Annotated in this window: 10 protein-coding genes and 1 tRNA gene; 3 read left to right on the forward strand and 8 right to left on the reverse strand. The window is 42.0% G+C overall.

The window, feature by feature from the left end; all coding sequences use genetic code 11:
• Positions 1 to 9 precede the first annotated feature (9 nt).
• The 5 genes from KQP79_RS08540 to KQP79_RS08560 all read right to left on the reverse strand — a co-directional run bounded on the left by KQP79_RS08540 (position 10) and on the right by KQP79_RS08560 (position 3447).
• Positions 10 to 97, reverse strand: a tRNA-Ser gene (locus KQP79_RS08540).
• Positions 98 to 217: 120 nt separating this feature from the next.
• Complete coding sequence (locus KQP79_RS08545) at positions 218 to 994, reverse strand: TatD family hydrolase (RefSeq protein ID WP_004312431.1); 777 nt, start codon at positions 992 to 994, stop codon at positions 218 to 220.
• On the reverse strand, positions 988 to 1704 hold the full coding sequence (locus KQP79_RS08550) for a hypothetical protein (RefSeq protein ID WP_004297925.1): 717 nt from the start codon (positions 1702 to 1704) through the stop codon (positions 988 to 990). Before KQP79_RS08550 ends, KQP79_RS08545 begins: the two co-directional genes overlap by 7 nt.
• Before the next feature lie 15 nt (positions 1705 to 1719).
• Positions 1720 to 2694: a polyprenyl synthetase family protein gene (locus KQP79_RS08555; RefSeq protein ID WP_004306794.1), complete on the reverse strand. Its 975-nt coding sequence runs from the start codon at positions 2692 to 2694 to the stop codon at positions 1720 to 1722.
• Between the two features lie 69 nt (positions 2695 to 2763).
• Positions 2764 to 3447: an energy transducer TonB gene (locus tag KQP79_RS08560; RefSeq protein WP_004306792.1), complete on the reverse strand. Its 684-nt coding sequence runs from the start codon at positions 3445 to 3447 to the stop codon at positions 2764 to 2766.
• A gap of 216 nt (positions 3448 to 3663) precedes the next feature.
• Between KQP79_RS08560 and cmk the strand changes: the two genes are divergently transcribed.
• From cmk to pfkA, 3 genes are all read left to right on the forward strand, one after another.
• Positions 3664 to 4350, forward strand: a complete 687-nt coding sequence (gene cmk / locus KQP79_RS08565) for a (d)CMP kinase (protein WP_085931522.1) — start codon at positions 3664 to 3666, stop codon at positions 4348 to 4350.
• 8 nt (positions 4351 to 4358) lie between these two features.
• Positions 4359 to 5228, forward strand: a complete 870-nt coding sequence (locus tag KQP79_RS08570; protein WP_004312427.1) for a 4-hydroxy-3-methylbut-2-enyl diphosphate reductase — start codon at positions 4359 to 4361, stop codon at positions 5226 to 5228.
• A gap of 199 nt (positions 5229 to 5427) precedes the next feature.
• Complete coding sequence (pfkA, locus tag KQP79_RS08575; protein ID WP_004297914.1) at positions 5428 to 6408, forward strand: 6-phosphofructokinase; 981 nt, start codon at positions 5428 to 5430, stop codon at positions 6406 to 6408.
• Between the two features lie 745 nt (positions 6409 to 7153).
• Here pfkA and KQP79_RS08580 read toward each other — a convergent pair.
• From KQP79_RS08580 to KQP79_RS08590, 3 genes are all read right to left on the reverse strand, one after another.
• Entirely contained in the window at positions 7154 to 8362 is a 1209-nt protein-coding gene (locus tag KQP79_RS08580) for a PepSY-associated TM helix domain-containing protein (RefSeq protein WP_008650288.1), read from the reverse strand.
• 89 nt (positions 8363 to 8451) lie between these two features.
• Positions 8452 to 9840, reverse strand: a complete 1389-nt coding sequence (locus KQP79_RS08585; protein WP_022200164.1) for a DUF4374 domain-containing protein — start codon at positions 9838 to 9840, stop codon at positions 8452 to 8454.
• A gap of 40 nt (positions 9841 to 9880) precedes the next feature.
• Positions 9881 to 12289 carry a TonB-dependent receptor gene (locus KQP79_RS08590; protein ID WP_373588438.1) on the reverse strand — a complete coding sequence of 803 codons (2409 nt, stop codon included), beginning with the start codon at positions 12287 to 12289 and terminating at the stop codon, positions 9881 to 9883.
• Between the last annotated feature and the right edge of the window lie 83 nt (positions 12290 to 12372).

Below are 12372 nucleotides of genomic sequence, written 5' to 3' on the forward strand. Positions count from 1 at the left end.
TCATTTCTGCGGAGAGACGGGGATTCGAACCCCGGATACGCTTTTGGCGTATACACGCTTTCCAGGCGTGCCTCTTCAACCACTCGAGCATCTCTCCCTCTGTGTTTTCAGCATTTTCAGCTACAAATGTATTCTTTTTTTTCTTTTCAAGAAGCATTCTCCCCCTTTTATCTTGAATAAATACTGCAAATTAATATAATTTAAAACCTTTCGAACCTTATTTGCGGATTCCGAACACTTTTAACGCATTCACAGAAGTGACCTGTGCCACATACTCCGGATCCCTCTGATAAATATCCGCCACCTTCATGAGTGTGTCTCTCACATTGGCACTTTCATTCCTCTTTCCCCTGTTCGGCACGGGAGCCAAATAGGGAGAATCGGTTTCAAGCACAATGCGCTCTAAAGGAACAGTCGTCAATGCCTCCGGCAAAGTCGATTTCTTGAAAGTTACAACTCCATTGATACCTAACATAAATCCTTCAAATTCCAACAATTTCGCCGCTTCTTCCGATGTCCCGGTAAAACTATGAAAAATGCCGGTTAATGGGGTATTTTTATAGGGTTCCATTACCTTATATATATATTCAAACGCTTCTCTTGAATGGATTACAATGGGAAGACCATATTCCAGCGCCCATTCTATTTGCTTTTCAAAAACCAAGATTTGCTCTTTCAGAAAAGTCTTGTCCCAATAAAGATCAAGACCTATTTCTCCGATAGCCACAAACTCACGGGAAGTCGACAAGTATTTGTGAACAATCGCTAATTCCTGTTCATACGATTCATTGACAGAAGTAGGGTGCAGTCCGATCATCGGATAGCAAAATCCCGGATAATCCCTACAAACCGACAACATAGCATCAATGGTCGTACTGTCTATATTGGGCATAAAAATATAGGAAACTCCCGCTTTCTGCGCACGTTCCATCACCAATGGCAGGTCTTCGGTAAATTCTTCAACAAAAAGATGAGAATGAGTATCGATCAACATGATATTTCTTTTTCTTCTTTTATTTTTTCGCTGGAGCGATAATAATATATCAGTCCATAGTCGCGGCATTTTTCTAATCGGGTATCATTGGGAGTGACATCCTGGTATTTGGCTTCTACCTGATTCCAGATATCCAAAATCAATTCATCGGCACGGTCACGCATAGACGCCAGTTCATCAAGACTACGATTGGTTAATGCCTGATAGTTCTTCTGCCGTTCATAGCTTTCCAGAAAAATATCATAATGCACTTTTACGCGTGCAATAGTCGGATTATAAATAGGTATGCCACCTTGAGTGGTCCTTAATTGTTCGCCTTCGATTATTTTCTTCCCCCACTCTACCAGAGAGGCTTCACTCAACAGGTCCGGTACGGTATTGGAAGCAGGCAAGCCATATAACTCTTTATGTGCCACCTTGATTTCATCACGAAGCACTGCCAAATTGAGCACCTGAATAAAATGAGAGATATACAGCCGGGCAGTCTTCACATTCATCTGGTGTTTACGGCTGGCACGCGACTGATTATCGTAGCACTGGGTATAATAAATTTGCGCTGCCTCAAACCGATGCAAAAAGTTACGCGCTTCAAATAATGTCTTCAATGTAATAGCCAAGTCACGCACATTATACATCTCTCCCTTTTCGACAGCCGCTTTCAGCGCCCGAACTCTTGCTTGATCTGTATTTGGTAGTCGTCTATAAGGCATATCTCCGATACTTAACTACATTTCACGATACATTAATAATTTCACCAGATTCTTCAGTTCTTTTTTTCTGTCTTCCGCAACAGCTACCGCCGCTAGACTTTCCATAGCGAACGTATAATATTCACGCATTTTGCTTTCACAAATATTGCGGATATTCAACTGATTATAGATTTCAGTTACCGCTTCGATTTTTTCAGAAGGTTGAAAAGCCTCCGCATTCAACCAACGATTCAATTCAGCATGCTGCTTTTCATCCGCACGGTTCAGTGCTTTGATAAGCATATATGTTTTTTTATTGCAGAGGATGTCTCCACCTATCTTCTTCCCGAACACTTCCGGATCACCATATACATCCAACAAATCATCCTGTAACTGGAATGCTACTCCAATATGCATTCCAAAATTATATAGATTTTCTGCATCTTCAGCAGTCGCTCCTGCCAGAATTGCACCTATTTTAAGACTACCCGCAAGCAACACGGCTGTTTTCAAACGAATCATTTCAATGTATTCGTCTTCTGTAACGTCACAGCGAGATTCAAATTCCATATCCAGTTGCTGTCCTTCACAGATTTCGAGTGTAGTCAAACTGAATAAATCCATCACTTCTTTCAGGTGTTCCGGTGGACAACCCGTCATATACCGAAATGCCAGAATCAACATAGCATCTCCCGAAAGTACAGCAGTATTATCATTCCAGACCTTGTGCACGGTAGGTTTCCCTCTGCGCACATCCGAACGATCCATCAAATCATCATGCAACAAGGTGTGATTGTGGTAAACTTCAATCGCAGTGGCAGGATCGTATATAGACGCAACATCCTCCCGATACAAGTTATATCCCATCAACATTAATACAGGACGTATCCGCTTCCCACCCAGAGAAAGGATATATTCAATCGGTTCATAAAGTCCTTTCGGCGTCCGGGTAAACTGGATTTCAGAAATATGATTATTTATCTTATCGAGTAATTGAGAAGCTGTAAACATGATGAATAAAAAAATTAATGAATAAAAAGAGGCTGCCGAAAGCAGCCTCTCCATTTATAGTGTTACAAATTACTGCAATCTAAACATCACAGGAACTGTAAATTTAACACGTACCGGTTTTCCGCGCTGCATACCTGGTTTCCACTTCGGCATGGTATTAATCACACGGAGGGCTTCTTTATCCAGATACGGGTCGACGCTACGTACAACCTTCGCATCTACGATACTACCGTCTCTGTTAACAACGAACTGTACGATAACACGTCCTTGAGTTCCGTTTTCCTGTGCGATAGTCGGATATTTAATATTTTTTGCCAGATACTGCATCAAAGCTGCTTGTCCGCCCGGGAAGTCCGGCATATTTTCTACAACCTCGAAAATAGTCTGTTCTTCCGGTTCTTCTTCAACCACTTGTACAGGCACATATTTTACTTCTACACGAGCTTGATTATCTTCATTGATAATAGTTGTTGTTTCCTCAATATCAGCTTTATCATCCACAATCTCCAGCAATTCTGCTACCTTTGGAGCTTCAGGTGGTGGTGGAGCTGCTTGTTCAGGGGTTTCGGTAATAGGAATAATTTCCTCTTCAAACACGACATCGGCTACTGCCTGGCTTGTATCTATCTTCACGTCACGCTGGGTCCATTCGAACGCCACGAACATGAAAGCTAGAACTACCACGTAACCAACGAGCAACCATGTAGACTTCTTGCCTTCCAGGTCTGCCTTGGGTGATTTTTTTACTTCCATAAATTTATTAATATAATGATTAAAAAAAGTGTCCTTTCATGTGTCTCCGGGCAAATATAGTACATTTTCATGTATTCGTTCCCCTCTTTGCCTCTTTTTATCCGGCTTTTTAACTTTTTTAATTCTTTCGTACTTGTCTTGCTCCTTTTAACGGCAAACTTATGGTTGATTTTCAAATTTACCGTATCTTTGGCGAACAAATCAGATGAACTGAATATGAAAAAGATAACAATTGCAATCGATGGCTTTTCCTCTTGTGGAAAAAGTACAATGGCCAAAGATCTTGCCCGCGAAGTGGGTTACATTTACATTGACAGTGGAGCCATGTATCGTGCGGTCACTTTATATAGTATAGAGAACGGGATTTTCAATGGAGACGTGATCGATACGGAGAAACTGAAAAAAGAAATCAAGAACATTCGTATATCTTTCCAGCTGAATAAAGAAACCGGACGTCCCGACACGTATCTGAACGGCGTGAATGTGGAGAATAAAATCCGTTCAATGGAGGTTTCTTCCAAAGTGAGCCCTATCAGTACGCTTGACTTCGTACGTGAAGAAATGGTGGCGCAGCAACAAGCAATGGGAAAGGAAAAGGGCATCGTCATGGATGGCCGGGATATAGGAACTACCGTTTTCCCGGATGCGGAACTGAAAATATTTGTAACCGCCACTCCCGAAATCCGTGCTCAACGCCGTTATGACGAGCTGAAAGCAAAAGGACAGGAAGCCAGCTTCGACGAAATTCTGGAAAACGTGAAACAACGGGATTATATCGACCAGAACCGGGAAGTAAGTCCACTTCGCAAAGCTGAAGATGCTCTGCTTCTGGATAACACCCACTTATCGATTGAAGAGCAAAAGGAATGGCTTTTCGGACAATTTAATAAGGTAAGTAAATAATTTGCTTTATGATCAAGGTAGAGATAGACGAAGATTCCGGCTTCTGCTTTGGTGTGGTGACAGCCATTCATAAGGCAGAAGAGGAGTTGGCAAAGGGAGAGACTCTCTATTGTCTCGGAGATATTGTACACAATAGCCGGGAAGTGGAAAGGCTTAAAACGATGGGATTAATCACGATCAACCGGGAAGAATTCAAACAACTGAAGAATGCCAAAGTATTGCTTCGCGCACACGGAGAGCCACCGGAAACTTACATGATTGCCCGTGAAAATAATATAGAAATTATCGATGCGACCTGTCCGGTAGTATTACGTTTGCAAAAACGTATCAGACAAGGGTATCTGGCAGACAGTGACAAAGAAAAACAAATTGTCATATACGGCAAAAGCGGTCATGCTGAAGTGCTGGGATTGGTGGGTCAAACAGATGGAAAAGCAATTGTCATCGAAAAGGCAGAAGAAGCCAAAAAGTTGGATTTAAACAAAAGCATCCGTCTTTTCTCACAGACTACCAAGTCACTGGACGAGTTTCAGGAAATTGTGGAATACTTCAAGCAACATATTTCACCGGAGGCGACTTTCGAATATTATGATACTATCTGTCGTCAGGTTGCCAACCGGATGCCTAAGCTTCGGGAATTTGCGGCTACACACGATTTGATATTTTTCGTCAGCGGCAAAAAGAGTTCAAACGGAAAAATGCTGTTCGAGGAGTGTTTGAAGGTGAACACCAATTCACATTTGATAGATAACGAGAAAGAAATAGATCCTTCTCTCCTTCAAAACGTAAATTCAATTGGCGTATGTGGTGCGACTTCTACTCCTAAATGGTTGATGGAGAAGATTTACAATCACATTCGGACGCTCATCAAAGAATAACAGCTTTATTCTGACAAAGAATAATAGCAAAGCAACATAAGGAAACGGCAAAGTAACATGAACGAATAAAAGGAAAGCGAAAAAAGGTCATTTGAACATTTTTAATGTTTTCTTCTTACGAAAAAAAACTTCATAACCACTGCTTTCAACTTTTTGTTGTACATTTGCCGCGTCAAACTAATTAATGAGAGATTGTTATATGGGAACAGTTAAGTGTATCGGAATTTTGACCTCCGGAGGTGATGCTCCGGGAATGAACGCTGCTATACGTGCAGTGACACGTGCAGCCATCTACAATGGATTGCAAGTTAAAGGTATATACAGAGGATATAAAGGTCTGGTTACAGGTGAAATCAAAGAATTCAAGAGTCAGAATGTGAGTAACATCATCCAGTTGGGTGGTACTATCCTGAAAACGGCACGTTGTAAAGAGTTCACGACTCCGGAAGGTCGTCAGTTGGCTTATGACAACATGAAAAAAGAAGGCATCGATGCTTTGGTTATCATTGGTGGAGACGGCTCACTGACAGGTGCGCGTATCTTTGCACAGGAATTTGATGTTCCATGTATCGGACTGCCGGGAACTATTGACAACGACCTTTATGGTACAGATACGACCATCGGATATGATACTGCATTGAATACCATATTGGATGCCGTAGATAAGATTCGCGACACAGCCACTTCACATGAACGTTTGTTCTTCGTTGAAGTTATGGGACGTGATGCCGGTTTCCTTGCGTTGAACGGAGCTATCGCTTCGGGTGCGGAAGCTGCCATTATTCCGGAATTCAGTACGGAAGTCGACCAACTGGAAGAGTTTATCAAAAACGGATTCCGCAAATCAAAAAACAGTAGCATTGTATTGGTAGCCGAAAGCGAACTGACAGGAGGAGCCATGCATTATGCCGAACGTGTGAAAAACGAATATCCGCAATATGATGTACGTGTGACGATTTTAGGTCACCTGCAACGTGGTGGTAGCCCAACTGCCCACGACCGTATCCTGGCAAGCCGCCTCGGTGCTGCTGCTATCGATGCTATTATGGAAGATCAACGTAACGTAATGATCGGAATCGAACATGATGAAATCGTTTACGTACCGTTCAGCAAGGCTATTAAGAATGACAAACCAATCAAGAGAGATCTTGTCACTGTATTGAAAGAGCTTTCAATCTAATCTTTTTATTTTTAGGAGTTCAGCTTATATCAGTATATAAGATAAAGAGCGGTGGATGAACGGGAGATTTCCTTATCATTCACCGCTCTTCTTTCATTTATTCAATGCTTCTTTTCACCACAGAGGACACGGAGGACACAGAGGTGAATTTGTTTTATGACTTACGGTTGCGACCCTAATTTTGATGCGTAATCCTCCTACTATAAAGTTGAAAAAACATGAAAACATCTGCCACCTGCAACCAAACGCGTGTAATACACTAGTTAATAGATAGTTGTAACGTTGCGGATACTGTTGCAGATAGGTTGCAGATCAAAGTATCTGCCACACAGTATAAGCCTTGCAAAGCCAATTCTCCATGGGTGCAAAAGTTTATTGTATACATTAACTTCCCGTTTCCAGGCGGGGAACTGTCGTTTCCGGCATTAGAAATTACAGTTTCCACGGCAGGAAACGAGAGTTTCTAAGGCGGGACACTACAGTTTCTACGTAAGGATACTGTCGTTTCCCCGTAGAGACACCACAATTTCTCCATAGGGTCCCCCAATTATCCCATAGCTTTGCACAAAGGGATCAAGGCTTTTTCTTTGATTATATAACGTGTTGCAGATACTTTATCTGCAACCTATCTGCCACAGGTATCTGCAACGTTACAACTATCTATTAACTAGTGTATTACACGCTTTTCGTTGCAGGTGGCAGATGTTTTTATGTTTTTCAACTTTATAGTAGGAAAAAATTTCATTCATTTCCGTACCTTTATGAGTCTTTTTATCCATAAATAATATCCAGTCAGTGGTAGTGCAGACCCCAATAAGGCAGCAATAAAGGTAAGTATGCGAGTAAACATTCCTCCCCAGTTACCAACATGCACAGAATAAATCCAACCACGAATCTTTCCCGACTTGTCTTGATGTTGATAAAGACTTGTTTCTGTAAATTCACCATTATCCGTATTGAAAGAATAACGGTCAGATGCCCGCTGATTACCGAAACGGTTGAAAGACACGCTTGCCGTACCAGAAGAAATACTGATTTGCTTATACTCCGGATTCTGACGTCTTAGTTTATCATAAATCTCTTGCCAATAAACGAATGGTGAAGTTACCGAGTACATATCACTATGATTGTTTTCCGGACGTCTGCTTCTTTCACCCTTTCGAACCTCATTTCCTTCTCTTTTCTTTTCCCGATGGGCTGCCAGTTTGGTATTTCTCTTTTGAGCATCACTTTTCTGTTCATGTCCTTGGGCGGCACGTTGCTGTACTTCTACCCCGAAGACCTTATAGAAAGCCGTCCGATACCACGGAAAAGACCAGGTCAACCCCGTCAGTGCCATAGCCAGTAGAAAGATCAGAGCATACATTCCACCTGCCACATGCAAGTCATACCAAAACCTTCTCCAACCTTTTGTTGCTGTTATTTTCAGGCTATTCTTCAATGCTTTACGTGTACGCGGCCACCAAATGACAATTCCCGAAATCAGTACAAAAACAAGTAAAAGCGTACTGACACCTACAATCATTTTGCCCCAAAAGATTCCTTCATTTCCCGGATTCATACTATCCAGAAGCCAGCGATGCATTCGGAACATAAACATAAAAAAGCCGCTACGCTCGCTTTTTCCTTTTACTTCGCCCGTATACTGGTCTACATACAAAGATGCACGACGTGGTTTGGAAAGACTAACCTGATACGCACGTCCGGGATCAGAAGATATGCTGACACCGGTCACCGCTACACTGTCAGGCAATGTCGTCGCCACTTTTTCAAGCAACTTATCCATAGGAAGAGGAGACCCCTTTACCGTTTCTACGTAGTAAAGGTCGCGTCGAAACCACTCATTCGCCTCATTTTCAAATACCAGCATGGCACCGGAGAAGCAGACAAGAGTTATTATCAGTCCGAAAGGGACGGAAAGCCACAAATGTATCTTTCTGAATATTTTTTTCATGTTTTCATTACTATTTCTTGAAAAAGCCTGCAAAGCTTTCCGCTCGGCAGGCTTTTATCTACAAAAGATTCTCTATTTAACCGACTGTATTATTTTGAAAGATATTCCATCTTACCTACCGTAGTGATAGCGTCAGCCTCTACCGTTAAACCTTTGACTGCCTTGCCTGTTTTTGCGTCTATTTTATAGAAGGCCGGTTTCTCGCCCGTAGTCACAGTGACAGCCATATAAGCATACCCTTTTTCTCCATAAGGCTCGCCACCAAACTTTCCGTCAGCCGGCAGACCTGTAACAGGCATAATCGTCTGATCTTCCGCCTTGAAAACAGCTAATTCGCTAACATCTGCACTTGTACCACCATTAATCATATCTTCCGCTCCATTTTTATACAATTGAAGCAGGAAGTAATCTTCAGAGATGTGCCAGCAACGGAAAATAGGATGTTTAGTGCCTATCTCTTCAAAGTTCACATAGTAATCCGGATCGAAATCTGTTGCGCCTGCTTTGATACGCATTGCACCCGAAGGCTTCTGTCCTGTTACCTTCTTCAAATCTGAAGATGAAACTGCCGTACGTCCATATCCGGGAGAGAACACATAGACGTCACCATTATCAGCGGCCCAAATAGTCTGATAATATTGTGAACGCATACGACCGCATGCATAGCCTATTTTATCAGTCTTGGCAATCACCGGAGTCTCATTGAAGTTCGTGCCACTATAAATTGCCACATAAGCATTATCCGGGTATTGTGTAGAAGGAATGACACCGGCTGTATATGCACCGCTGCCGCTACCACCGTCAGTCTTAGTCACAAGTTCCTGATCTGTCACAGCTTCCGGCCATTTTTTAATACCGTACTTACTCATTCCCATTAGGATGACAGATGTATAAATCTTATTGTTAGCTTCAACCAGACCTGCCCATGAAACTTTTTCACCATTACCCAAGTAATTTTCGGCAAGCAAGGTACCCTCTTCCTGACTGCCATCGGTCGCATCCAAATAGTTGAACAACAATGCTTGAGCCACATTCTGATCCTCATCTGTTATTTTCGAGTCCCCGGTGGAAACAGTCACCACTTTATCCCTCCAGGTTCCATAAGACGTGATACGATTATAAGTGTATGTGTACTTTTCTTTCATTTTACCATCTGCCCCCAGATAATAGGAAGCTCCTGTACCTGCGCCACCTTTATTATAAACTAAAGCAAACACATAATCCAATCCTTTATATACCCAATAGGTACCGCCAATCACTTCGGTTCCATTCCCTTGGGTCGACACTGTTCCTTCATCCAAAGAATTGGCTACTACCAAATAACTTGCTTCACCGGTTGTGGCAGCCACCACATAAGTCGTTTCTCCATCAATTGGCGGGTTATCCACCGGATGATTATCATCGTCGCAAGATGCCACAAACACACCGCTACTCAAGCAAAAAGCTACGGCAAAAGCCTGTAATAAAAACTTCCTCATATATTCTTCATTATTGATTGATACTAAAAACTTACTCTTATTATTTACCGAAAAATACTCTGAACTTTCCATAGAATGCGCGCCCCGCTTTTTGCAGGCTAAAATTGTCAAACAGTTGGGCATCGGTGAAATTCCGACATTCAAATGATACATTATAACGTCCATTCTTCATGGTGTAGGACAAAGACAGATTATGAGAAAACTGTTCCGGCACCATATTCTTTGAATCTTTATCTCCGAGATTCTCCCAGTAAAGAGGAAAATCGTGCTGCCAGTAGCTATCATAGCCGATGCTCAATACATTTCCTTTGACAAACAGGTCATTCCAATAAAAATTTGCATTGATATTAGCATAACGATAGGGCAGATTCGGCATACGCACTTTATAGTGCATGCTTTCTTGCAAAGAGGAACCCGCCAGAAACTTTTCGTAATCACGAGTATCGATGCTATTAAATGTTCCTCCTATATCAAACCAATGCGAGAAGCTATAAAGCAATGACAAATTATACCCTTTGGTCCTTACGTGACCGTGGTTCTCATAATATCCGTAGCTTGTTCCTCCCAATACGTCCAGTCCTCTTTTTATGTAATCTTTCGTATCCCGATATATCAAACCGGCCTCGGCATACAATCCATGCTTGCCAAACTGATGATTATAGCTGAAACTCAAATTGACATTATCACTTTTCTCCGGTTTCAGATTCATTTTACCAGCTTCAAGGTCTTCATCTCCAAAGAGTTCGTCCGTGGTCGGCAGGCGGAAAGCCTTTTCGTACGAAAGTTTCACCTGAAGATCTTTCCATATAAAATAGGTACCTGCCGCTCCATATCCAAGAGCGCTTGCCGTATTGGACAGATTGATATAATTGCCTATTCCATCCGTATTCTGCGATACCGGTCCCTTGTTGTATTGCCGATAATATTTGGCAAATGCCGACACATTCCATCTGTCCGACGGCATCAGACGGTAAGAAAGCCCGCTGACGTTTTTACGGGTGATTTTAGGAATAGAAAAGTCCGTGAATTTGGAAGAAGCACCAATGGTAGAGCGGCTCGTACGTTCAAAATCACTGATTACATGACTGAAAGTAAACGTATGTGCCTGTCCGATATGATAATTCATCTTCAGCGTCCCATTCCAGTTTCTATTTTTAGATTCACTGTTCTGGTAAGACTGTTCTCCCCGGCTGCCTTTTTCATAAAAATCTCCACGCCAGTTGTAAGCCCGCGAAGCGGTATCGACATTATTGGTGATATTATGATTATAATTGGCAGTCAACAGCAGATCCAGGTTTTTCACCAGTAAGTTCTTTTTGTAATATTCTAAAGAAGGGACCAACGAATGTCCTTTGCGGAATTTTTCACCGAACACGACATCTTGATAAACGCCTGTTTGTATCTCTTTATAGAAATGGGAATAATTGAAACTCAACGCCAAACGGTCTGCCCATTTCTTTCCTACCAAGCCGATTTTTCCAATCACGGCTTCATTATGATACTGGTCATTAAAACGTTTCAGATGATAAATCTTATTTTTGTCAAGTGGCGGAAAACGTACGCTTCCATCTTCTTTAATCTCAAATTCGCGTACATAAGTGTCCACATAATAATCATTATCCGAGAAATTTTGAAAAGCATTGACCTCATACATGAAACCATTTTTGAACGTTTGTCCGAAGCGCACGTATGATTTATGAGTATTAAATGACCCGTAAGAATAGGAAGCGTCCATAAACCACTTTCCGGGTTGCTTGTTGGTGACAATATTAACCACTCCCCCAATAGCATCGGTTCCGAATCCTACAGGAACCACTCCTTTATAGACTTCTATACGGTCGGCAAAATTAATAGGAACATTGTTCAAATCGAATGCGGCACCGGCTCCCTCCTGTGGTATGCCGTCAATGAAGATTTTCACATGTTTCCCGCTAAAGCCATCGATATACAATTGCATATCCGATCCCACTCCACCTGATTCGCGGAGTTTTACACCAGGCACTTTAGTCAGTGCACCCGCCAAAGTCTGCGTACTGTTATGCAATTTCTTCGCATCAATGGCTACCGCATTAAAAGCAGACTGATTCACACGACTGACTCCGGATGTCGTGACCAGCACCTCTCCCAGTTCTTTTACCGCCGGCGCGATAGTGACGTTTACTTTTATTCTTTCTCCCTTGGCTAATTTAACTTTCTTTTCTACCGTTTGATAACCGATAGCCGAAACGACGAGTGTATATTCACCGGCTGTAGTTTTCAAATGATATATACCTTTTTCATCTGTATAGCATCCTTGGTTGGTTCCTTTCAGATAAACTGTCGCAAAATCCACCACTTCTTTCTCCGTGGACATCACTCTGCCTGAAATTAAACTACTACGATGACGCCCATGTTGTGAATATACGGATACGGAAAACAAGAATGCCAGAAAAACCAAAAAATATGGCACTTATATACGACCCGACACTAGTGGGTTAGGTCATAACAAATAGTTATAGCTCGTAGAAATACGGGCTTTTTTATTAACTAAAA

Origin of the sequence: Bacteroides sp. DH3716P, assembly GCF_025914115.1 — a bacterium.
GTDB lineage: Bacteria > Bacteroidota > Bacteroidia > Bacteroidales > Bacteroidaceae > Bacteroides > Bacteroides ovatus.

Coding starts and splice junctions, on each gene's coding strand:
- KQP79_RS08545 (WP_004312431.1), bottom strand. CDS start 994: ATGTTGATCGATACTCATTCTCATCTTTTTGTTGAAGAATTTACCGAA.
- KQP79_RS08550 (WP_004297925.1), bottom strand. CDS start 1,704: ATGCCTTATAGACGACTACCAAATACAGATCAAGCAAGAGTTCGGGCG.
- KQP79_RS08555 (WP_004306794.1), bottom strand. CDS start 2,694: ATGTTTACAGCTTCTCAATTACTCGATAAGATAAATAATCATATTTCT.
- KQP79_RS08560 (WP_004306792.1), bottom strand. CDS start 3,447: ATGGAAGTAAAAAAATCACCCAAGGCAGACCTGGAAGGCAAGAAGTCT.
- cmk (WP_085931522.1), top strand. CDS start 3,664: ATGAAAAAGATAACAATTGCAATCGATGGCTTTTCCTCTTGTGGAAAA.
- KQP79_RS08570 (WP_004312427.1), top strand. CDS start 4,359: ATGATCAAGGTAGAGATAGACGAAGATTCCGGCTTCTGCTTTGGTGTG.
- pfkA (WP_004297914.1), top strand. CDS start 5,428: ATGGGAACAGTTAAGTGTATCGGAATTTTGACCTCCGGAGGTGATGCT.
- KQP79_RS08580 (WP_008650288.1), bottom strand. CDS start 8,362: ATGAAAAAAATATTCAGAAAGATACATTTGTGGCTTTCCGTCCCTTTC.
- KQP79_RS08585 (WP_022200164.1), bottom strand. CDS start 9,840: ATGAGGAAGTTTTTATTACAGGCTTTTGCCGTAGCTTTTTGCTTGAGT.